Source organism: Flavobacterium panici (assembly GCF_903819335.1).
GTDB classification, from domain to species: Bacteria; Bacteroidota; Bacteroidia; order Flavobacteriales; family Flavobacteriaceae; genus Flavobacterium; species Flavobacterium panici.
The window spans coordinates 109,037-132,732 of the sequence record NZ_CAIJDE010000050.1 but is presented as its reverse complement, the minus strand read 5'-3'; the positions used below and the strand labels follow the sequence as shown (position 1 = coordinate 132,732).

Here is a 23,696-nt window from a genome sequence, read left to right as displayed (position 1 = left end):
GACCGAAGGGAGAAATCGCACTAGTAACTCTACAAAGTGATTAACCAATCTTTGTCGAATCCCGCGTGCGATTTCTCCCTTCGGTCGAAATGACAAAAAAAATCATAACTCAATTAACAATTAACAATCAACAATTCACCATTAATTAAGAATCCCCGTATCGATTAACCTCGCATATTTCCCTGTGATTATACCTCTTTCATCTATGGTGAAAAAAGTTGGGGTTCCTATTATGGCGTAGGTTTGGAAGTTTGGGCCTGCGAAACCTTTAAAATCGCATAATTGTGCTGCCCACGGAAAAGCGTGATGGTGTCCGTCTCCGGTGTTTTTGGTCATGTCTGCGGCTACGCTTATTACTTCGTAGCCTTTGTTTTTTACGATTTGGTAATTGCCCAGTAACTGATGAATTTCATTCTCGCAGTTATTACAGCCCGATTCGTAAAAGAATAACAAGGTTTTTTTATTGATTGTTTTTTTGCCCGACGGAGTTTCTAATACCGGCGCTTTTGCACCAACAACCGGAGCATTAATAGCGCTTGTTAATTTCTTGCTCGGTTTTTCTAATTTTCCTGATTTTGCGGCATATTCACTTATTGCTGTTATCAGATCATCTTTTCCTGCTTTGGTAAACACGGTCACGATTTTTTCTGTAAAAGCAGTATAGATTTCTTTGCTTTTTATGCGGGAGAGGATTTGTTTTGTATCTGCCAGTAAAACAGCATCATCTTTAATTATCCTTTGCTGTAAATCTGCCCAGCCTTCTATGGTTTCATTCCAGAAACCACTGTTGTAAAGTGCCTGCATATCGAGTTTTTCTTTTACAAAAAGATTTAACTCTTTTGCTTTTTCTTCTTCTGTCTGGTTAAAACTGCTGCCTATGCCCATTAAAAAACGGTATATTTCTATAAAACGCGCTGCATATAAAGTACTTTTTGCTGTTTCGTTTCTAAGTGCGGTAAACTGCTGCTGCAGGTTTTCGTTTTCTTTTTGCAGGGCAGGATACAAAACATCTTCTGTTTTATAAGCGTTAAGACCGTACTGCACAAAACCAGCTTTATCAAGAATTGCTTTTTGCTGCTTTATTTTTTGATTTAAAAACTCATTTTCAGGAGAACCTGTGTTTTTTGTGTTTTCAAAATTAGGCTGTTCTTCAAGACAGGAAACAGAGAAATTCTCGTTGTTTACAATAAAATCCATTCCTCCGCCCTCTGTAAGGACAAAATGAGAGATACCGGTATAACCTTTTTTGGCTGCGGGAATAGTAAGTACTGTTTTACCTTCTGTGTCTAGTTTACCTGTGACGATGGTATCTTTTTTACTGCCTTTTTCAAACATATATAGATACTGTTTTCCTGCATAATGTGAAAGATGCACGTTTATGGTTTGTGACTGCAAAGATGTGAGTATGCTAAAAAAAGCAAAGCTTTTTAAAAGTATATTTTTCATATTTTTATTTCATTTATTTTATCTATTTATTTCATTTCGTAAAACACCGAAACGCCTCTCATTTCTGTTTATGACAGGAAATGAAAAGCGCTGCGGGCTTTTTGGTAATCTCTGATACTTGCTTATCACTAAACAAGTTACCAGTAAACCTATTTATGTTAATCCTGAAAGCAAACTGCCTTCAGGATTTAAGTTTATTTTAAAAACCATTAAGGCTGTCCCCCTTCACCTTGTGCTTTTTGAATACAGCGTACTGGAAAGGCGTAGCTTCTACCAGCATAAGCATTTGGATTAAAAGTTGTAGAAGATGAGCCATACAAATAGTAAAAATTAGAATTGGCGCTATATACTGTTGTAGATTGGTACGAAAACTGTGCTAGAGCCAGTGGAGTCTGTCCTACTCCTACTGGGACATATGATGAAACAGGAAGGGGTAATGCAGGTCCAATAACTACTGTTCCTTGGTTAAACGCAAAAGAGCCATATACTTTTGTAGTAACATTATTACTAACTACTCCCTGCCATTCTGCTCTGGTTGGTACTCTATAGCCCGGAGGACAAGGGTCACTTGCGGTTTTAACGTTATCTGCCCAAGAAGTTGTATTAGCTTTGCCACCAGCATTATAAGGTAATAGGGTGCCCCAGTAATAATAATTTCCTGTCAATCTTGCATCGGCACTAAAAGGGTTTAAAGATTCGTCAACACCCATGTTATGACACTTAAATGCTCTCCACTCTGTAGCGCTAATTTTTGCACCGCAGCACATACAGTCTTTTATTTCTGCTTTTAGTTTTACAGCTACTTCTGCACCTGTTCCATCATTAAATATGGCATAGATAGTTACATAAAGCGGGTCTGTACTTGTTTTACCTAGAGCCGTACCCTGCGCGCCGCTTAAATTAGTATTGTATGTTACCGTTACGGTGTTGCCGTTAGGTTCAAATTTGCTCACAATTTGATTAGCATATCCTGATTTTTCTACATATTGAAAATGAAGATTACTTATGGTGCCCTGCGGTGTAAATGTATATTGTTGTGTATTTATAACTGTAGTAAAATCTGCTTGTTGCGGTAAGCGTGATGACAATGGTCCACAAGTATCACCACCTTCAGTTTGCGCTATATCAAAACAAGTTCTTCCGCTTAAACTTCCGCTTCCGGGATTAATCGTACTTGGGTCTTTACTTGCCGTAACTGTAAATGCTGGAGAATTTCCTTTTGGATTACCCGTACAGCCATTTGTTACTTCGCAGTAAAAATAGTAGGTTCCTGCTTGCGAAGGAGTGTATGTATAGGATGCTGTAGTAGCACCAGGGATTTCAGTACCTCCTGAATTACTATTGGTAGTATTGCTATACCATTTATATGCAGCCTGAACTGCTGTTGCTGCAGTTACTGATGCTGATAATGTTACTGCAGAATTTGTTGTGGTAGTTTGAACCGTATTAGATGCAGTAACTTCAGGTGTAGGGCAATCAGTATTTACTGTGATTAAATGATCCTTTGAGATTTCTCCACAATCGTTTTTAGCTGTTACTGTAACTTTTACTTTTAGTCCATCTATTCCGCTTGCAGGAAGCTGTACAGATACACTTGCTCCAGAACCCGTAATTACTGCACCATTGTCAGCCGCCCATGTGTAAGATGTGGCGGCAGGCGTGCTGGATGCTTCCATGTATACTTTCCCGCCAAAATTAGCGCTAGCAGGATTAGAAAGCCATGTAATTACCGGCTGGCTTGAAACAGTCGATGATACATTTTTTACTGCCATTGTACTGGTACAGCCTGTTGCATTTGTTACAGTTGCATTGTATGTTCCACCTTCTGAAACCGTGATGGTTTGAGCCTCACTAATTTTTACATTATCCTTATACCATGTATAAGTATAAGTACCTGTTGTTTCCGGTACAATTGTTAAATCTGTACTGCCGTCGCAAAGTACTGTTTTACCAGTAATACTTGGCTGTCCGGGAGTGTTTCCGCTGGTAATATTTTTTTCTAGTACATGTGTTTCTGCAGGACATTTTGAATCGCTGTTGTCAGTAGCAATCATACGAAGTGACATTGTACTTTGATTACCTGGCACTATAAATGGGTTAGTTGTTATAGGATCATTTCCATTGTACCATGTATAAGTAATACCATTTTGTTTATTAGCAATGCTGAAATTTAAACTTCCCCCAGCACAGAATGATGTAAAACTGCTTAACGGTTTTCCATTTACCAGTACATCAGCATCATCAATAGTTATCTGTCCGCCAGCTGCAGTTTTTTTAACCTGAATACTGTTAGATTGCTTAGAGTAACAGCTTCCGTCTTTTACTGCTGCAAACCATTCACCTATACTGGTATCACTGCTTAGGTCTATTGATGGGCCAGATTGTTCTTGTACTCCGTTATGAAACCACACAATCGTACCGCTGCTGTTTCCTGATGCAGTAAGTGTAACTTTGTTTGTACCGCAAATTTCGCCATTGTTAGATGCTATTACAGAAAGAGTAACTGGTGTTGCAGTACCGGATTCTGTAATGGTACGTTTGTTTGAATCGTTTTTGTTACAGCCAACAGCTCCCATAGAGATATTATATTCCCCTTTTTGTGTAGCGATATAGTAGTTTACACCACGCGCCACTTCAACACCATTACGGGTCCAGATTAATTTATCAAGGTTTGGTGTATTGGCAGGAACAGATAAATACACCGCACCTCCGATACATATGGTCGTTGCAGATGCTGTTATTGTTGGCGCAGTATACGGCATAGAAGTACAGTCTACTCCATTTTGAGAGAATAAAAATTCTTTAAACAAACTGGTACAAGTGCTTGTTACGCGCACTAATACGGTATGAATGTTTACAGATTCGTTTGGAAAAAAGTCGATTTTAAATTTTCCGTTTGTATTATCTACATCGTTTAATACTGCGTATTCAGACCCTGCTACAATAGCAATATTAAAAGGTCCGTTAGGACAGTCAACATCATCAATAGTAAATGTCTGGTCGCATCCTGTACCGTCTGCGGCTACATTTACACATGGCTGCGGACTTATTTTGGTTTGTGATGTTCCCTCACATAAACTTACCCAGCGTGTAGCATTCCAATATTCCACACATTTAGTATCAATATTATAAATAGTAAGGCCTTCACCTTTATCATTATTTTTTACAGCAAATGCGTTACGCTGTGCTGTTGTCATTTGAGGCAGTCGTAGTCCGCCCTTGTTCAGAAGTTCCAAAACGGAAAAGGCTTCCGGCTCTTTTTTGCCCCCAATGGTCATCTGGGCTTCCATGTTTACCGTAAATAATATGGCCAATAATGCCAGCCACATACAAAATAGATTTTTTTTCATTTTTTAAATTGTTTAATTATTTTAAATCGGCATACCTTAATTATTATCCCTCAGAACAAGAAACTAAAAGACATGCCTGGTCGATATCCTTTTGGGATATGCGTATATATTTTTGTGGTATTCGTGGTATTTTGTAAAAAAAATAGGCGCTATTGATGGTATTCAATATGGCTTATAGTGATGAAAAGTCTGTCTGTTTATTAATTTAAAAAGACATATATAGTATAATCTGCTTATAAAACTTAGGGCTTTAAGGCTGATAAGGGAGTGTAATAACTTTTTGGGTTTTCTGTTATATTGGTTTGATTATTTAAGTGTTGTCTGAATAAGATTCATAATAACGTCTTTATAGGCTTTTTGCATTGTTTCATAATCTTTTTTAATGCAGTCAGGCGTTATTCCATGTACGGTTCCGTTTACACATTGGCGTATGTAATATTTTGATAACCCGTATTTTACAAACAAGGCTTCCAAAATATTTGCATCGTAGGAGTTGTAAACTTTTGTTTTACTTTTATCCATTGTCGTACTTGTTTTCATTTGTTAATGATCTTAATTTACTCTGGCTGAAGTACTTGAAAAATTAGTCTATATCGCCTTATTTGTTCTGTTTTGAAATTCTTTAATTAAAGCCTCTCGATTTGCAATGATTTTAAGCAGGGCTTTTTTTGCAATTTCATCTCCTCTAAAAAATCTCATTTTTGCCGCAGGGGCATTTATACCCATAACCTGACCAAGCAAAGTGTAATCACCGTATAGGGTTTTTTCCTTAATTTGTTCGATTGTCATAACAAAAGTTTTATCTTTGAACGCTAAATAATATGCAAATATATGCAGAATTCTGCATAAAAACCTTACAAAAGTACAATAATCTGTAATTTTTTCGAAATGAACGATGCAACTTCCAGATTTCTAGATGTTTACGAATATTTAAAAGCTAAAAAAATTATCAAAAATTCTAGAGAATTTGCTAATGAATTGAATATCAGCACCTCTCTTTTTACAGAAATCAGTAAAAAAAGAACCAATGCAGGAATGGTACCTATACAAAATTTACTGATAAAATATAAAGACATTGATGCAAACTGGCTTTTAACAGGTGAAGGATCTATGTTAAAAAATAACAGTATTGAAACAAATATAAATTATAAAGAATTAGCCGAAGCAAGACTCGAAATTATTGAGCTTAAAGATGAAAAAATTGAATGGCTTAATAAGGAATTAAATGAACTGAAAGGGGAGTAGTTTTATGTGCTTTGCTCAGGATTACAAAGATAGCTGTACCGTTTTAACGAAAAGAGACCCGAGAGTCCCGATGTATCGGGACTCTCGGGTCTGAGTTTTATTGTGGAATTACTTTGCGCCCTTCGACTTCGCTCAGGGTGACAGGATTGGGTAACCGTACAGTTTGTCTTTGCGCATTAGCTTTGTCATTTCGACCGAAGGGAGAAATCGCACTAGTATTTCGACAAAGATTGGCGATATGCTTTACGGAGCTTCTTGCGCAGATCCCTCGTTCCTCGGGATGACAAGATTGTGGGTAAAGATTGTATAACCACACCATTTTAACACAAAGAGACCCGACAGTCCCGATGCATCGGGACTGTCGGGTTTGAGTTTTATTGTGGAATTACTTTGCGCCCTTCGACTTCGCTCAGGGTGACAAAAAAACGGACTATGCGTGCCGATATTTGTTAAAGTTTAAAAATTAATACGCCGCAGTAAATCGAACCTGATGGTGTTTTGGTGTTTCGGTTTCATCAGCAATAACGACTGCTAAATCTTCTACAGATAAAATACTTCTTTGTTCGTCGTTAAAAACCGGATTTTCTAATCCTAAACGGTATTTTCCTGTTTTTCCGGTTGTAATGCCCTGGTGCATTTCGAAAGCGGGACTAAAAAATGCCCAGTCTAATTCTTTTTCTTCTTTTAAGATATTTAAATAATCTCTTGCTGCAGTGGCTCCGGCATAAAATTCTTTTGGAAAATCCGGTGTATCCACGGCTTGTAAACCCGGAGCGACAAATAAACTTCCTGCACCGCCAATGGTGATATAACGTTTTACACCCGATTTTTTTACCGCTTCCTGAATTGCTTTTGATCCTGCAATAAAATCATCGTAAATATTAGGGTTTGTCCATCCTGAATTATAAGCATTTATAACAGCGTCGTTTCCTTTTAAAATTGCTGCCAATTCATCTACATTAAAAATATCAGCACTTTTCCAGTTAATGCCAGCGGTGTCTTTTGGGTTTCTTGCAATGGCCGTAATGTCGTGATTTCTGCCTGCTAATTCATTTAAAATTGCTGAGCCTACAAATCCTGTTGCTCCAATAATTGCGATTTTCATAATATATAAATTTATTTAGTAATAAAAAATGTTACAGTTTAGTATAAAAAAATAGCTTTAAAACTGGTTCGAAAAATCTTCTAAAGAAATTCCCTGCAATTGTGCGCTTACTTTTTGATTCATATCTGCATACAACGCATCCAGATTTTGATTGATTTTTTTTCCAACAGGACAATCCGGATTGGGCTGATTTTTAGCATAACCGAGATTGATGGTTTCAAAAGTCATTTCAAAAATTTCTTTTAATGTCAGTTTTGATGAATCAACGGCGAGTTTTGTGCCTCCGTTTTTTCCTTCTTTACTTTCTACAATATGATGCGCTTTGAGGTTTGCAATTTCTTTTCGAACCAAAACGGGATTCAGGTTAATGCTTCCTGCAATATATTCTGATGATAAATAATCATTGGGGAATTTATTGAGCAAAGTAAGAATGTGAATCGTTATGGCAAATTTACCTGAAAGCATACTGTAATAAAATATGTTACAAATGTAGTGAGTTTTATTATAAGAAAACAAATTTTAACTAAAAATTAATTTTGTTTGTTTTTTTGTAGGGATGTGTATTTTTTTTTAAACACATAGAGACATAGATTTTTTTAGCTGAAAGAGAGGATGGAAAGAAACTAGTTTCTCACACATAGTTTCGAAGCTTAATGTTATTAAGTTAAAAGGGAATCCTATAATGCTATGGCGAATAAATCTCTCTCCAAGACGTAAAGTTTAAACATAATATTGTCATTTCGACCGAAGGGAGAAACCTTCGTGAGAAGCTCTACAAAGATTGGATAATTATTGCGGAGTTACTTGCGGAGATTTGCTTCGCCTGTTCGCTATCGCTCGAGTCTCCCTTCGGTCGAAATGACAAACTCTCGTTTCTGCCCAATCTTGTCATCCCGAGGAACGAGGGATCTGCGTAAGTAACTCCGCAAACTAAATCGCCAATCTTTGTCGAGCTACTTGCGTGTCCTTCGACTTCGCTCAGGATGACAAACTGTGCGGTTACGCAATCTTTACCCAATCTTGTCATCCCGAGGAACGAGGGATCTGCGTAAGTAACTCCGCAAACTAAATCGCCAATCTTTGTCGAGCTACTTGCGCAGATTTCTCCTTCGTCGAAATGACAAAGCCATTGCGTCTTTGCGAGGTTAATTTTAATTAGGTGTAATAAGTTTTATACATCAATTTATAAATTCCTATTTTTGTCACTAACCCTTGATATGAACAACTTTATTATAATATTCTTCTTTTTATTTTTAGGATTGCTTTTGCAGCATGTAAAGCGGTTTCCAACTCCTATTTATAAAACGATTAATAAAATTGTTATTTATGTCTGCCTTCCGGCGATAACTTTATATCATATTCCGAAGATAAAATGGAGCAACGAATTATTGTTCCCAATAGGAGCGGGGTGGATTAGTTTTTTCCTGGCTTTTGTGTTTTTTCATTTTTTAGGACGACGACTGGGCTGGTCAAATAAATTGATAGGCTGTTTGATCCTGACTGCGGGACTAAGCAACTCATCGTTTTTGGGATATCCTATTGTTGAGGCTTTGTTTGGAAAAAAGGGTTTAGAAACGGCAGTATTGGTAGATCAGCCGGGAACTTTTGTGGTGGTTTCGACTTTGGGTGTTTTTGTGGCGGCTTTTTATTCTAAAGGAAGCCCGGATTTTAAAAGTATTGCAAAGAAGATTCTTTTGTTTCCTCCGTTTATTACCTTCGTCGCGGCGTGTTTGCTGAACGTTTTTGATTATGATTTAGATTCGAATATTCAGCCTTTTTTATTAAAACTGGGAAGTTTGGTTACGCCTTTGGCTTTGTTTTCGGTTGGATTGCAATTGACTTTTGATCGAAACAGCAAACATTGGAAATTTCTTCGTCTGGGACTTTTCTTCCGTCTTATTGTAACGCCGCTTATTATTTTTATTTTTTATGTTTTTGTTTTTAACCAGCATTCTGAAGCTATAAAAATTACGATTATAGAAATCGCCATGGCGCCCATGATTACTGGCGCAATTCTGGCTTCGACTTATGGTTTAAAGCCAAAATTAAGCAGTATGATGATTGGTTTTGGGATTCCTGTTTCGTTTGTAACGCTTGCGATTTGGTATTTTGTGGTGGGGTTTATTTAAATGCTTATTTTTTTAATCTCGCAATCCCGATAGCTATCGGGAGCGAAGACGCTAAGATTTAATTTTTTTTAATCTCGCAAAGTCGCGAAGACGCAAAGTTTTTTCTTTTTTAAGTTTTCTTTATTAAACTTTGCGTCTTTGCGACTTTGCGAGCAATTTCTGCAGTTGAAGAAAGAGACTTATAATTCCGTAAACATTACAAAAAGCTATGTTTCTATGTGTTAAAACCAAATTAAAATAGTAATTAGATAGAGAATGTAGAATTTTAACTTTTTTTTAATTCTTACGTGTTTTCTAAATGTATTTTTTAGTTAATTTTAGAGGAACTAAAAAATATAAATTATGTCAACATTAAGATTAGGCGATATAGCTCCGGATTTTCATGCAGAAACCACACAAGGACCAATCAATTTTCATGAATGGTTAGGAGATTCATGGGGCGTTTTATTTTCGCACCCGGCAGATTTTACTCCGGTTTGTACTACTGAATTGGGAACTGTAGCGAACTATGTTCCGGAATTTACCAAAAGAAATACGAAGGTAATTGCTTTAAGTGTAGACGGTTTAGAGTCGCACAAAGAGTGGATTAAAGATATCAACGAAACTCAAAATACAGAGGTTAATTTTCCAATTATTGCCGATGAGGATAAAAAAATAGCGAATCTATATGATATGCTTCACCCAAATGCGAGCGATAAATTTACTGTACGTTCTGTTTTTGTTATTGGGCCTGATAAAAAAATTAAATTAACATTGACTTATCCGGCTTCAACGGGAAGAAATTTTGACGAATTGCTTCGTGTAATTGACAGTTTGCAATTAACGGCAAATTACAGCGTAGCTACTCCGGCAAACTGGAAAGATGGTGAAGATGTAGTAATTACGCCAGCTGTTCCTGACAGTGATATTCCGGCAAAATTCCCAAAAGGTCATACGCCTATTAAACCTTATCTGCGTTTAACTCCGCAGCCGAATAAATAAGTTTCTAAGTTGCTAAGATTTTTTTAAAGATACTAAGGTGCTAAGTTTCTAAGTTTTTTGAGAGGTTAAACTCTTAGTGGCTTACAAATTTAGCACCTTTTTTAAGATATATCGTAAAGAAAAAAACTTAGTATCTCAGAATCTTAGAAACTTAGCATCTTAGATTCTTTTTTTAAGATATATTCGTAAAGAAAAAAACTTAGTATCTCAGAATCTTAGAAACTTAGAATCTTAGAAACTTAGCATCTCAGAATCTTAGCCTCTCAGAAGCTCACTCATCTTTCTTCTGTCTCCTACAACCCATATAATGTCATTTGGCTGTAAAAGTAAACTCGATTCAGGATTTAAAATACGATTTCCGTTTCGTTCAATTCCTACGACCATTGCTCCGGTTTTTCCTCTAAATTGACCAATGCTTTTTTGTGTAAATTCTTCTTGGGAAACTTCTAACTGACGTAAAACAATTTCAGTTTCTTCAACTGCTTTTGGAGCTTCATTTTCATTTTGAGTCAGGTATTTCGTGAACTCGGTAATTTGGGCATCGGTACCAATTACAGAAATTTCATCACCGGGAAACAGGCGTTCATTTTTTGAAGGAATTGGAATTGTAACTTCACCGCGTCGTATATACGCAATATTAATTCCCATGAGTTCTCTGATTCTTAGTTCTTCTAAAGTTTTTCCGACAATGTTTGATTCTTTCCCAATCTCAAAAATAGACATGTGACCGTCCCACGGCATTAAATTGGCATATCTTCTGTCTATTTTTTTGTTTTCACGATCGTTGAGGTTTTTCAAAAAATGATTTTCTATCCTGTGATACTGCTCATTTAATTTTTTAGGGAATATTTGATAAACTCCAATAGCAATTACCAATGCTACGAATGCGACCAAAGGAGAAAAGAATATATTCAATAAAAAACCAACAAAAAATAAACCAAGGCTCATGCGTATTAAAATCATCATTAACAGCGCACCTCGATATTTACGTTCTTCCCATAATAATTCGACTTCTTCGGCAGCTATACGACGAAGTGAAAGTGCCCATAAAAATGGTGCAATAACTACCAGCGTAATAAGTGCGGCCAAAGTATTTCCAAATCTGGTATCGGCCACTAAAGGAGCTACAAATTTTGACGATAATAAAATAATTGCCGTAATGATAGCGGTATGCAGTATAATTTGAATTACATAGGCATTTAATACTTTCTGCCAAATACTGACTGATTTTATTGCCTGCGCGTTCATACTGTATCGGTTGATATTTTTAACCCATTTTTTAGGCAGTTTTTGTTCTAAGAAATGAGAAAAAGGCACGGCATATTTTACCATAAACGGAGTTGTAAAAGTGGTTATTGCCGAAACAGCTACAACAACAGGATATAAAAAGGAACTGGTAACATTTAATGTCATTCCTAATGTTGCAATAATAAACGAGAATTCACCAATTTGAGACAAACTCATTCCCGTCTGCACCGATTGTTTAAGAGGCTGTCCTGCCAGTAATGCGCCTATTGTTGAACTTACAGATTGTCCTAAAATAGTCACGACAGTTAATATAGCTACCGGAACAGCATGCGTATACAACATTTTAGGGTCAATTAACATTCCCACAGATACAAAAAATATTGCGCCAAATAAATCCTTAACCGGTTTTATTAAATGTTCAATATGTTCAGCCTGTGTTGTTTCGGCAATTATCGATCCCATTATAAAAGCGCCTAAAGCTGGAGAAAATCCAACATTTGAAGCAAAAATTACCATAGTAAGACATAATGCGATAGAAATAATAAGCAGCATTTCATCTGTCAGTAAATGTTTTGCTTTTTTAAGAAGCGTGGGAATAAAAAAGATACCGCCCAAAAACCAAACAGTAAGGAAAAATATAAGTTTTAAAACGGACATTAATAACTGGCTTCCTGAAAATTGCTGGCTTACTGCAATTGTAGAGAGCAATACCATCATTAAAATGGCTACAATATCCTGTACAATTAAAGAGCCAATAACGATTCCGGCAAATTTTTGCGCTTTAACGCCCAGTTCATCAAAGGTTTTTAAAATGATTGTTGTGGATGAAATCGATAAAATTACGCCTAAAAAAATGCTGTCCATTTGTGACCAATCCATCCATCGTCCTACCAGATACCCCAGTAAAACCATGGTTATAATTTGCGTACTGGCTGTAATGGAGGCTGTTCCTCCAACTTTCATTAATTTCTTAAAACTAAATTCGAGTCCTAAACTAAAAAGAAGAATGATTACACCAATTTCTGCCCAAACCTCTACACTTTTCATTTCTGTAATTGATGGGAAAAAATCAAAGTGGTTTCCGGCCAGGAATCCTGCAATGAGGTATCCTAAAACCAGCGGTTGTTTCATTTTTTTAAATAATAGTACGGCAATTCCGGCAGTCATCAGGATTAATCCCAGATCACTAATTAAAGGTTGTAAATGATGTGTAGTTTCTGCAGCGGCATTTAAGGCAATCATAAAGTGGTATTTTTTCAGGAGCTTAATCCAGCTTTCCATTTCAAGCTTTTACTCAAAACGCCTATTTTTTAAATAGTTTCAGGAGCTTCCGTTGGTCGCTCTTCAACTACAAAAAAATATGGCTTTTTTCGCAAAAGGCTTTTCATTGCAAATATATTCACTGAACTCCTATAAAAAATAAAAGTTAGGTGAAGTAATCTGGGCTAAAAAACTTCCCGAGTTAAAATAAAAAAAAGCTATCTCGATAAAGATAGCTTTTTTTGACAAAATATTTTAGGTTTTCTTTAAATTCCTGTGTAATTACTAGGTGTTATCTGCATTAATTCGGCTCTAACAGCATCAGAAACTTCTAAAGTCGCAATAAAATTATGAATTGCGTTTTTATCAATAGCTTCGTTAGTTCTTGTTAAACCTTTTAAGGCCTCATACGGATTTGGATACGCTTCGCGACGTAAAATAGTTTGAATAGCCTCTGCAACAACTGCCCAGTTTTTCTCTAAATCTTCAGCAAATTTGCTTTCGTTTAGTAATAATTTGTTCAAACCTTTCAGCGTAGCTTCAAAAGCAATAATTGTATGCCCAATTGGCACACCAACATTACGTAAAACTGTACTGTCTGTTAAATCACGCTGTAATCTTGAAATTGGAAGTTTAGCAGATAAATGTTCGAAAATAGCATTGGCAATTCCTAAGTTTCCTTCTGAGTTTTCAAAATCAATAGGGTTTACTTTATGCGGCATTGCCGATGAACCAATTTCGCCTGCTTTGATTTTTTGTTTAAAATAATCCATTGAAACATACGTCCAGATATCACGATCTAAATCGATAATGATATTGTTGATTCTTTTTAAACCATCAAAAAATGCTGCAAAATGATCGTAATGTTCGATTTGAGTTGTTGGAAAAGAATGTTGTAAACCTAATTCATTTTCAACAAAATTAGTTCCGAATTTTTTCCAGTCAATTTGCGGATATGCCACATGATGTGCATTAAAGTTTCCTGTTGCACCGCCAAATTTAGCTGCAAACGGGATATTGAACAACAAACGCATCTGCTCTTCTAAACGCTCTACAAAAACCAAAATTTCTTTTCCTAAACGAGTAGGAGAAGCCGGCTGTCCGTGTGTGCGTGCCAGCATTGGGATATCTTTCCATTCAACGCTTAATTCCTTTAATTTAGAAATTACAGCAATTAATGATGGTGTATAAACCTGCTCAAAAGCTTCTTTTGTAGAAAGCGGAATGGCAGTATTGTTGATATCCTGAGATGTTAATCCGAAGTGAATGAACTCTTTGTATTGAGATAATCCTAATTTTTCAAAAGCATCTTTAATAAAATATTCAACCGCTTTTACGTCGTGGTTGGTTACTTTTTCTGTTTCTTTAATCCAAAGCGCATCTTCTGTAGAGAAATTTTTGTAGATATTTCTTAAACTGTCAAATAAGTCTGCATTTACGCCAGAAAGCTGAGGTAAAGGAATTTCGCATAAAGCGATGAAATATTCAATTTCAACCAGTACACGGTATTTTATTAAAGCTTCTTCAGAAAAGAAAGGTGCTAAATTTTGAGTTTTATTTCTATATCTTCCGTCAATTGGCGATATAGCATTCAATTCGTTTAGAGTAGTCATTGTTATGTTGTTTTTCGAAAGGTGCAAATATAGGTGATTGCTAAAACTTCTGAAAATTACTGAAGCTTTATTATGCCCTAACTTTTAATTTAAATAATGGTTTTGAAGATTTTATCCCAAAAAGTAAAATAAAAACCAAAATTATGGGATTGGTTTTTATGATGATCCGAATGAAATTTTGTCGTAGAAATCCATTTGGTGAAATAATTTTTGTACCAAAATGCAGGGAAAATATTTTTTTCCAGATGTCCGAATATGCCGTACATCAGGTTTAGAAATAAATAAACCGTAAGGCTGATATAATTGAGCTGAAAAATAGAAATCAAAATGAGCCAGATAAAACCAAAGCCCAAAGTTTCTATAGGATGAAGCACAAACAAACTATAAACACTGGTTTCAATATGAGTGTGATGCAGTTTATGAATGGGATGAAACCATTTTAAAGTATGCGCCAGGTAATGAAAGCAAAACATGAAAAAATCCATTAAAACGATGAGCAGTAAAATATCGATAATAATAGAAACTAGATCATGGGAAAAATCAATTTTAATGATCTCTAATTGATACAATTCAAAACCCAGAGCGGTAATAAATATATTGCAGATCAGGCAGGAAATAACCCATTTTCGATCTTTTGGATTCAAAACAGTATTTGCGGGTTCCATTATTTTTCCAATTAAAACCGCCAGCAATAAAAGACTTATATTTTCTAAAGAAAAAATAAGTAACTGAGTCACAAAATTAAATTGTGATAATTGCTGTAATGCTGTTTCAATATTCATGATAAATTTTCTAATTCAAATAGTTTTGTCTTCATCTCAGCAACGCCTTCGGTTGCTGTTTTGGCAATCACTTCTACTTTATTTCGAATATTGGGAATTGAAATAGGTTTTGGATCAATATAAAAAACAGGCGTTGTGCTGGGAGCATAAGAAATCAAACCTGCCGCAGGATAAACCTGTAATGAAGTTCCAATTACGGCAAAATAATCTGCTGTTTCGGTTATATCAATTCCTTCTTCCAGTGCCGGAACTTCTTCTCCAAACCACACAATATGCGGTCGTAACTGATGTCCGTTTTCATCTAAATCACCCGTCAGTAAATCGGCTGTCCAGTCTAAAATTAAATTTCGATTTCTAACACTTCTCACTTTTAATAATTCTCCATGCAAATGTAAAACTTTGGTACTTCCGGCACGTTCATGTAAATCGTCAACATTTTGGGTAATGATATAAACGTCGAAATCTTTTTCTAATTCGGCTAAAATTTGATGTCCTAAATTGGGCTGTACCTCCTTAAGCTGCTGGCGTCTTTTATTGTAAAAATCGAGAACCAATTCCTGATTTTTATTCCAGCCTTCGGGAGTTGCAACTTCCATAACGTCGTGACCTTCCCATAAACCATCGCTGTCACGAAAGATTTTAATACCGCTTTCGGCACTAATTCCGGCGCCGGTTAAAACAACAAGTTTCTTTTTCATTTGAAATTTATTAAAAGATAAAAATAGCAATTTATGCCAATATTGAGTGTGCCGTCAGGCACTAAATATCGGTAGAAACAAGAGTTGAATTAATTTGGCGTGCCGTAGGTACGCAACAGTTATTGTTATGTTGCGTACCTACGGCACGCCAACGAATACCGAATTCTAAATATCTACCGATATTATGTGCCTAACGGCACGTTTCTTTTAGTAGTTGAAAATAATGATTTTTGTGAGCCAGTTAAAAATGTATGCTTTGTGCCGTCAGGCACTGAATATCGGTAGAAATGGAAATGGAACCAAATTTTAGCGTGCCGTAGGTACGTAACATCTATCGTTTTGTCACGTACCTACGGCACGCCAACGAGCACCGAATTTTAAATATCTACCGATATTATGTGCCTAACGGCACGTTTCTTTTAGTAGTTGAAAATAATGATTTTTGTGAGCCAGTTAAAAATGTATACTTTGTGCCGTCAGGCACTAAATATCGGTAGAAATGGAAATGGAACCAAATTTTAGCGTGCCGTAGGTACGCAACAGTTATTGTTATGTTGCGTACCTAAGGCACGCCAACGAATATCAAACATTATTGTTACCGATATTATGTGCCTAACGGCACGTTTCTTTTAGTAGTTGAAAATAATGATTTTTGTGAACCAGTTAAAAATGTATACTTTGTGCCGTTAGGCACTAAATATCGGTAGAAAATGAGGGATGGAAAACAATTTAGCGTGCCGTAGGTACGCAACATAACAATAACTGTTGCGTACCTACGGCACGCCAACGAATACCGAACCCAAATGACTACCGATATTATGTGCCTAACGGCACGTTTCTGTTTAATCGAAAAGCAGCAATTTATGCGAATCAAGAGTGTGCCGATAGGCACTAAATATCGGTAGAAAATTAGGGATGCAAAACAATTTAGCGTGCCGTAGGTACGCAATAGCCATTCTGTTGCGTACCTACGGCACACCAACAAATATCAAACATTATGGCTACCGATATTTAGTGCCTATCGGCACATTTGCGCGATTATTTTTTTAATATTTTTGAGAGAGAATAAAACCGTAATTATACTTATTGTTTTGACCTTGCAGATTATTTAGTTTTAATGCCTCATAAAAAACAAAAGAAATTCTAAATGATTTTAATTCAGTTTACAGGATTATCGGGTTCAGGAAAAACTACATTGGCGCAAAATGTTCGGCATTTATTGATCGAAAACGGTTATAAAGCTGAAATCGTTGACGGCGATGTGTACCGAAAAACGATTTGTAAAGATTTAGGATTTTCTAAAGAAGACCGTTGTGAGAATGTGAGACGCCTTTTTAATGTGGGGCGAAATTTTGTTGCCGAAGATACCATTACTTTAATGTCAGTAATAAATCCGTACGAAAGTCTGCGAAATGAATTAAGAACACACGAATTTGTGCGAACTGTTTTTTTAGACTGCTCGATAAATAATTTGATTAAAAGGGATCCGAAAGGTTTGTATAAAAAAGCTTTATTACCGGAAGATGACCTTAACAGAATTAAAAATTTCACCGGAATAAGTGATGTTTTTGAAACTCCCGAAAAAGCAGATTTAGTCTTAAAAACCGATTTAGAAACGGTGTCTTTTTCAACAAATAAACTTTATGACTTCATTATTGATAATTTAAAGAAAGAACTTTAATCTTAAAAAACGGATTCCTGAATTTGTAAAATTTTGCTTATCTATTTGATGATTGGGTTGGTGTATTTTATATATTTACAGGACCAAAACAAAAATCTCAAATTTAACCCTAAGCTTATGAATCCTTCGTCAAGCAGACTTCCTATTACCTTTTCGATTGAAAAACTGCAGCAAGAACTTACAATTTGCGAAAATGATTTATGGACCCCGCATTTTAACACCAACCGATATGAGGGAAACTGGACAAGTGTTTCTTTACGATCGCAATCTGGTTTGGTAAACGATATTACCTCTTTCTCAAATAAGGAATACCAAAATACGCCGCTGCTCGACCGTTGTCATTATTTTAAGGAAATTATGGATTGGTTTCAATGTGAAAAAGAAGCCGTGCGATTACTGCGATTAGGGCCAAACAGCGAAATTAAAGAACATGTAGATAATGACACTTCTTATGAAGATGGATTTTTCAGGATTCATGTTCCTATTATAACAAATTCAGAAGTATACTTTTATGTGGATAAAAAACTCGTTCCTATGAAAATGGGAGAGTGCTGGTATGCTAATTTCCAGCTTCCGCACAGTGTTGAAAATAAGAGCGCCGAACCGCGAATTCATCTCACACTGGACTGCATACGAAACGATTGGTCTGATAAATTATTTACCGAAATGGGTTTTGATATTCATGCTTCTTCCAATAAAAATGAATATTCTGATGAGATAAAACAACAGATTATTGCTGAGCTTTCGCGGAATCCATCAGAAATGACAGCAAAAATTATCGCAGATCTTCAGTCAAAATAAAATAAATTACCAATGGAAAACATACTTCATCCTCTTTCTAACTGGATTCCTTATAAGTTACTTGAAAAAAATAATGAAATCTATTTTGAATGGATTTATGTGGGAGATTTAAAATATGCCGAACCTTTTTTTGAGGAAACAATTTTAAAATGCAGAAAACACGAATACAATTCAAAGTCGTTTAAAGTAATAAGTACTCCTGAAAATCTTGTAGAATGGTCTGAAGAAATAGATTCGGTCGATTTAAAATCTTTGGTATTTCACGTTTCAAGATGCGGTTCTACCATGCTGAGTCAGTCTTTAGCCACTTCAGCAGAAAATATTATGGTTTCTGAAGCGCCAATCGTGGATGAAATTTTGAGAAGTAATTTGTTTGGCTTAGATAAAAAGTCGGCACTTTTAAAAGGAGTTATTAAATTATTAGGACAAAAAAGATTTCCGGAACAAAAGAATTTAATTTTAAAGCTGGATGCCTGGCATATTTTTAATGCAGGTTATTTAAGAAGCATTTTTGCCGAAACACCTTTTGCGCTGCTTTACAGAAATCCAACAGAAGTTTTGAAATCGCATCAAAAAAAGATGGGAATGCATATGGTTCCCAATTTACTGCCGCCGAGTGTTTTTGGAATTACGGCGCAGGAAATAAATAGAATAAGTTTTCAGCAATATGGGGCTTTGGTTTTAGAGAAATATTTTGAAGGTTTTCTGAGTTTTTATGAAACAGATCAAAATGTTACGGCTCTTTATTATAATGACGGAATGAAACAGGTTGTTGAAAAATTTATTTCGTTTATCAAAGTCAATTACGCTTATGCAGAACTTGATAAAATGTATGAGCGTTTAAATGCCCATTCTAAAAACGAAAATGAAGCTTTTAACGGAGATTCTTTTAAGGAAGAAGAATTAGAAATTAATTTTACAAAGCTTAACCTGCTGCACGAAAAATTAAACAACACGTTTCTGGAACATCAGGAAAGCTAAAATACAGATGAATTTACTTTTTATTGATTTATATGTATTTTTGCGCCAAATACAAACAAAATGATTGATTTAGATTACCTGGCATTTCTCGAAAATATATTGACAGACAACCGAAAAGAGAAGTTTTTAAAAGTATTAGAAAACCGAACCAAACATTTTACTATTGCGGTCGAAGATGTTTTTCAAATGCATAACACGAGTGCCGTAATGCGCAGTTGTGAGGTTTTTGGAATTCAGGAACTTAATATTATCGAACAGCGTTTTGGTAAAAGAATAGATAAAGAAATTGCTTTAGGTGCACAAAAATGGGTTGATATTAACCGTTTTGATAGTGTAGAAGGCTGTGTTTCCTCTTTAAGAAATAAAGGATATCAAATTATTGCGACAACACCGCATGAAAACGACTGTATGATTCAGGATTTTGATATCACAAAACCAAGTGCTTTGTTTTTTGGAACTGAAAAAGACGGTCTTTCGCCGGAAATTTTAGAAAAAGCAGATGGATTTTTAAAAATCCCAATGGTAGGTTTTACAGAGAGTCTGAATATTTCTGTTTCTGCTGCTATCATTATTCAAAACCTAACCAACAGACTACGAAATTCAGATATTGACTGGCATTTATCTGATGAAGAAATATTAGAAAAACGTCTGTTGTGGGCTAAAAATTCAATTAAAGATATTAAGCGAATCGAAGCACGTTATTATCAGGAAAATCCAAGGTAAAAGTTTTTCGCCACGAATTACACGAATTTTCACGAATTAATTATTTAAAAATTTGTGGAAATTCGTGTAATTCGTGGCAAAAATAAAAACTTAGAATCTTAGTATCTCAGAACCTTAGCATCTTAAAAAAAAAATCATCTTCCAAAAGAATCATAATTATCTTCGGCGTATTTTTCAAAACGTTTTAATAATACAATATTTTCTTTTTCTACAGAAGTTAATTGATCGTCAACATTAGTCGAAACCGGAATATACCATTCAACGTCATCAAAAAACTGGCGTACCGTTTTCGTTTTAAAAGAAAATCCGTGTCTGGCAAAAATGGTATTTCTAAGAATTTCCAGATCGATTTTCTTTAAGTTTTTAACATCCGATTCTTTTAACTTTTGTGTAGAAGAATTGATTTTTAAAATATTTTCAGATGCCATTCTGTATACATTCTCAAAATATGTTTCGGTTTTTGTAGAGTCTTTTGTTTCTTCGCCTTCATTCTCCTCTTCATAAGTTACTTCCTCTTCTTTTGGATTTTCATAGTCAACATACATATCGTTATCCGGAAGCATTACTGTAGGATCATATTTAAACTGTTTTTTAGTTAGTTCAAATTTTCTTTTTTGAACTTCTTTTTTCGGATTATTTGCTGTCCATGTTCCTTTTAAAAGAGTATCATTTTGTATTTCGAAAGTAAAAACACCATCGTTTTTATCATCGCCCGGTTCTTTTAGTGTAAAAGAAATTGTATTTCCGGTTCTTTTCATTGTACCAGTAAGCGGTCTGTTATTACCTGCAACAATACTTTGACCTGTAACTTCTGTTTCGGTAATTTTTTTGATAACGATATTAATCTTATTACTATATCTTTCTTTTTCCGGCTGGGTTGTGTCACGTTCTGCAACAACAAAATCGCCAACCCATGAGCCGTATAAATCAGTTCGAATTTCTTCGGGCATTTTGTTATCACTGATTTTTGGTTGTTTTTCTTTAGAGTTACAAGAAAAAAGCGAGACGGCTAAAAATAAATAAAGAAGGTTTTTCATTTTTTTGATTGATGATAAAGATAATATTCGATGATTAATAAATTAGGAATCCAGCCTAACCAGGCAATAATTTGATATAAATCCATTGGCGCAGGATGAAACAAATATACAAGAATCACCTTCCAAAAACGTAAGGTAACGGCAGAAAATGTTAAAGCAAAACTTCGGAGCATAAAGGCCTTGTGCTGCTTGATATTTTTGTTTTTAATGAACAGAAAACCTTTTAAAGTAAAGTAAAACCATAAAACGGATAAAGAGATAAAAGATATTTTAGAATAAAATCCGCCATTAGCAAAAAAGCCAATAAATAACCCCGAAGGCGCGCTTAAAAACAGAATTACAAAAACATATACCTTTCCAATATTTCGATGCAGAACAGGATATTTTTTTAAAAGAGTATTGTTAAACTGAAAAAATCCCGAAAGCAAAACAAAAATTGCCGAATAGACATGAATGTAAAAGAAGACAATGTAATAGGGAATTTCAGAAACTTCGGTTTGTTTGATTTGAAGAAAAGCAGCGTCGTTTTTTAGCGGAATGTACTGCAAAGTCAGCTTCAGCATTAAGATAAAGAAATAACTAAAAAGGATTGCCCAAATTAGTAATAACGAAAACTGAATCTTTTTTCTCAACTCTTTATTGTAAAAGGTTTATTAGTCATCAAATATAAAAAATCCCCAGCCACTTTTGGTAGTTGGGGAGAGTTTTCTGCCACGAATTACACGAATTAGAAATCACGATATCCTGCAAGGTTTTCAAAACCTTGTAGGTATTTTGGTGTAACATTACACACAAACAGGATAAAGTTTTCGCCACGAATTCATGAATTTTTATACAAATACATTCGTGAATTCGTGGCGAAAAAAGACTAGATATTAAAAACTTAAAACCTACAAGGTTTTGAAAACCTTGCAGGTTGTTGTGGAGTTGTTTACTTTTTCAAGAATAAAATGAAACCTAAAATGCTGACAATTAAAATACTCAATGCAGCTAAAACGGTGGCCAGATCGCGAATGTTTTTTCCTGCCCAATCCATGAATAAAAACTTATGCAATATCGCAAAAGAATAACCTTCTACTTTATCTGCATTTTTAACCACAGCTGCGAGTCTTGAAGTTGAAGTTTCAATAAAATACGTTGTTTTTTCCGGAGTATCGTATGCTAGTTTTACAACAGGCAGTCGTTTATTTACAAAACCATATTCTCTGCTTTCAAAATCAGTCAACACTTTTGATTCTAATAATTTTACGTTTTCTATTGATTCTTCCGGTTCTTCAGAAGTTTCGATCATTTCGCAGCAAGCCGCTTGCGGAGCTCCGCCAGTAAAATAGTAAGCCAAATATTCGGCATAATGAAGATCAACATTTGGGACAACTTTATTGGTTGCAGCGTTAATGTAAATCACTTCCGATTTTTGATCTTTCTTTTTATTCCATTTTGAATTAGAATCTACTTTTGAAGTCTTGAATTTACTTTTTTCAAGTAATTGACAACGAAAATAAGTGGTATCGTTTAAAGTAATAATACTGGCATTTTGAAAACGGGTCCAGTCTAGATCCAGCGCATTATTTGCTAATGGGATTTCTTTAGTCACAAATGTAGGTTCATAAACCATTTGCGATAAAGTATAAGGTGCCCATTTTGTTGTGGCATGATATCCTCCGCTAAAAGCAAAAGTCAAAGTGAAAAGTGAAACCCAAATCCCAATTTGGCGATGGTATTTTCTAAGCCCTTTTTTAGGCGCCGCATTATCTGTTTTTTTGAATTGTTTCCACAATAAACCGTAAATCAAAATACCGCTTAAAGCAGAAAATCCAATAATTGACAATAAAAAAATCATGGTAATAATCCTGATACTATTGTTAGATATCGCATCAATAAATGACCAATTATGAAAAGTATCAAAAAACCAGATAAAAGCCTGTCTTGAAGTTGGATTGTAAGTAGCCAGTTTGCTGGAAGATGTTTCTACATAAACTTCCATAGCATCAGGACGCTCAAAAGTAAGTTTGTAAACCGGTAAATAGCGATTTACATATTTGTATTGTGATGTAAATTCAGTTACAACTTCACTCTTTTTTATGGTGCTTTTTTGATCATCCAAAAAATAACGAGAAAGCCATTCGGCATATTTTTGATCTCCGTCTTCCAGTTTTTTTCCGTTTGAAGCATCATAATACCACAATTCACCAAAAATGGTTTTTACCTGATAATAAGTAATATTATTAAATGTGACGATTCGGAAATTCTTGAATTGAGTGATTTCGTTTTTTTGTAAAACTTCCTGAATAGATAATTTCAACTGGCTTTTGTCGATTATTTGCTGCTCCAGTTTTTCATGTGCAATTTCAGGTTTGAAAAAATGCGCCATAAAAGGATGCATCAAACCAGACAGCGTCCAGAAAATAACAGGAATAATGGTAATTAAGCCAATAACACGATGCCACTTGTACATGTGCTGCTTGATTTTTTTTACGATTTTAGAATCTTTCTTTTTAGAAGATTTTTTCTTGATTTCTTTACTCATAATTGAGTTGTTTTTGTTTTTATTTTTTTTGCCACAGATTAAATGGATTAAAATGATTTTTTTATTAAATGATTTATGAATTTTAATTT

At 35.1% G+C, this 23,696-nt stretch carries 20 protein-coding genes; 7 read left to right on the top strand and 13 right to left on the bottom strand.

Going from position 1 to position 23,696, the window contains the following annotated elements; translation table 11 throughout:
• Positions 1-141: 141 nt before the first annotated feature.
• The 4 genes from FLAPXU55_RS17015 to FLAPXU55_RS17000 form a co-directional block, all read right to left on the bottom strand.
• Positions 142-1,446 carry a peroxiredoxin family protein gene (locus FLAPXU55_RS17015; protein ID WP_180859659.1) on the bottom strand — a complete coding sequence of 435 codons (1,305 nt, stop codon included), beginning with the start codon at positions 1,444-1,446 and terminating at the stop codon, positions 142-144.
• 209 nt (positions 1,447-1,655) lie between these two features.
• A complete protein-coding gene (locus FLAPXU55_RS17010) occupies positions 1,656-4,796 on the bottom strand; it encodes a hypothetical protein (RefSeq protein WP_180859657.1) in 3,141 nt (1,046 codons plus the stop codon).
• Positions 4,797-5,102: 306 nt separating this feature from the next.
• Entirely contained in the window at positions 5,103-5,336 is a 234-nt protein-coding gene (locus tag FLAPXU55_RS17005) for a hypothetical protein (RefSeq protein ID WP_235992088.1), read from the bottom strand.
• 48 nt (positions 5,337-5,384) lie between these two features.
• A complete protein-coding gene (locus tag FLAPXU55_RS17000) occupies positions 5,385-5,585 on the bottom strand; it encodes a hypothetical protein (protein WP_180859655.1) in 201 nt (66 codons plus the stop codon).
• A 99-nt stretch (positions 5,586-5,684) separates the two neighbouring features.
• On the opposite strand from FLAPXU55_RS17000, the gene FLAPXU55_RS16995 reads away from it, so the two are divergent.
• Entirely contained in the window at positions 5,685-6,041 is a 357-nt protein-coding gene (locus FLAPXU55_RS16995) for a hypothetical protein (protein WP_180859653.1), read from the top strand.
• Between the two features lie 463 nt (positions 6,042-6,504).
• Here the strand turns inward: FLAPXU55_RS16995 and FLAPXU55_RS16990 are convergent, their stop codons facing one another.
• On the bottom strand, positions 6,505-7,146 hold the full coding sequence (locus FLAPXU55_RS16990; protein WP_180859651.1) for an NAD(P)-dependent oxidoreductase: 642 nt from the start codon (positions 7,144-7,146) through the stop codon (positions 6,505-6,507).
• 57 nt (positions 7,147-7,203) lie between these two features.
• Complete coding sequence (locus FLAPXU55_RS16985) at positions 7,204-7,611, bottom strand: RrF2 family transcriptional regulator (protein ID WP_056201713.1); 408 nt, start codon at positions 7,609-7,611, stop codon at positions 7,204-7,206.
• Between the two features lie 734 nt (positions 7,612-8,345).
• Between FLAPXU55_RS16985 and FLAPXU55_RS16980 the strand changes: the two genes are divergently transcribed.
• Positions 8,346-9,275, top strand: coding sequence for an AEC family transporter (locus FLAPXU55_RS16980; protein WP_317169656.1), 930 nt, complete (start codon positions 8,346-8,348; stop codon positions 9,273-9,275).
• Positions 9,276-9,617: 342 nt separating this feature from the next.
• A complete protein-coding gene (locus tag FLAPXU55_RS16975; protein ID WP_053473776.1) occupies positions 9,618-10,256 on the top strand; it encodes a peroxiredoxin in 639 nt (212 codons plus the stop codon).
• A gap of 255 nt (positions 10,257-10,511) precedes the next feature.
• Here FLAPXU55_RS16975 and FLAPXU55_RS16970 read toward each other — a convergent pair whose 3' ends face one another.
• From FLAPXU55_RS16970 to FLAPXU55_RS16955, 4 genes are all read right to left on the bottom strand, one after another.
• Entirely contained in the window at positions 10,512-12,746 is a 2,235-nt protein-coding gene (locus tag FLAPXU55_RS16970; protein ID WP_180859670.1) for a cation:proton antiporter domain-containing protein, read from the bottom strand.
• 284 nt (positions 12,747-13,030) lie between these two features.
• The gene (purB, locus tag FLAPXU55_RS16965) at positions 13,031-14,377 is read right to left on the bottom strand and encodes an adenylosuccinate lyase (protein ID WP_053473777.1); all 1,347 of its coding nucleotides are present in this window, start codon (positions 14,375-14,377) and stop codon (positions 13,031-13,033) included.
• An 89-nt stretch (positions 14,378-14,466) separates the two neighbouring features.
• Positions 14,467-15,159, bottom strand: coding sequence for a sterol desaturase family protein (locus FLAPXU55_RS16960; protein ID WP_180859649.1), 693 nt, complete (start codon positions 15,157-15,159; stop codon positions 14,467-14,469).
• Positions 15,156-15,857 (bottom strand): SIR2 family NAD-dependent protein deacylase, encoded by a 702-nt coding sequence (locus FLAPXU55_RS16955; RefSeq protein ID WP_180859647.1) that lies wholly within the window; start codon positions 15,855-15,857, stop codon positions 15,156-15,158. Before FLAPXU55_RS16955 ends, FLAPXU55_RS16960 begins: the two co-directional genes overlap by 4 nt.
• A 1,147-nt stretch (positions 15,858-17,004) precedes the next feature.
• On the opposite strand from FLAPXU55_RS16955, the gene cysC reads away from it, so the two are divergent.
• The 4 genes from cysC to FLAPXU55_RS16935 all read left to right on the top strand — a co-directional run bounded on the left by cysC (position 17,005) and on the right by FLAPXU55_RS16935 (position 20,043).
• The gene (gene cysC / locus FLAPXU55_RS16950; RefSeq protein WP_180859645.1) at positions 17,005-17,538 is read left to right on the top strand and encodes an adenylyl-sulfate kinase; all 534 of its coding nucleotides are present in this window, start codon (positions 17,005-17,007) and stop codon (positions 17,536-17,538) included.
• Positions 17,539-17,655: 117 nt separating this feature from the next.
• On the top strand, positions 17,656-18,339 hold the full coding sequence (locus FLAPXU55_RS16945; protein ID WP_180859643.1) for an aspartyl/asparaginyl beta-hydroxylase domain-containing protein: 684 nt from the start codon (positions 17,656-17,658) through the stop codon (positions 18,337-18,339).
• Positions 18,340-18,351: 12 nt separating this feature from the next.
• The gene (locus tag FLAPXU55_RS16940) at positions 18,352-19,320 is read left to right on the top strand and encodes a sulfotransferase family protein (RefSeq protein ID WP_180859641.1); all 969 of its coding nucleotides are present in this window, start codon (positions 18,352-18,354) and stop codon (positions 19,318-19,320) included.
• A 60-nt stretch (positions 19,321-19,380) separates the two neighbouring features.
• Positions 19,381-20,043 carry a TrmH family RNA methyltransferase gene (locus FLAPXU55_RS16935; RefSeq protein ID WP_180859640.1) on the top strand — a complete coding sequence of 221 codons (663 nt, stop codon included), beginning with the start codon at positions 19,381-19,383 and terminating at the stop codon, positions 20,041-20,043.
• Positions 20,044-20,177: 134 nt separating this feature from the next.
• Here the strand turns inward: FLAPXU55_RS16935 and FLAPXU55_RS16930 are convergent, their stop codons facing one another.
• The 3 genes from FLAPXU55_RS16930 to FLAPXU55_RS16920 form a co-directional block, all read right to left on the bottom strand.
• Positions 20,178-21,080: a YARHG domain-containing protein gene (locus tag FLAPXU55_RS16930; protein WP_180859638.1), complete on the bottom strand. Its 903-nt coding sequence runs from the start codon at positions 21,078-21,080 to the stop codon at positions 20,178-20,180.
• On the bottom strand, positions 21,077-21,712 hold the full coding sequence (locus tag FLAPXU55_RS16925; protein ID WP_235992086.1) for a DUF2306 domain-containing protein: 636 nt from the start codon (positions 21,710-21,712) through the stop codon (positions 21,077-21,079). The genes FLAPXU55_RS16930 and FLAPXU55_RS16925 overlap by 4 nt, the downstream gene beginning before the upstream one ends.
• A 299-nt stretch (positions 21,713-22,011) precedes the next feature.
• Entirely contained in the window at positions 22,012-23,607 is a 1,596-nt protein-coding gene (locus FLAPXU55_RS16920) for a PepSY-associated TM helix domain-containing protein (RefSeq protein ID WP_180859636.1), read from the bottom strand.
• Positions 23,608-23,696 lie beyond the last annotated feature (89 nt).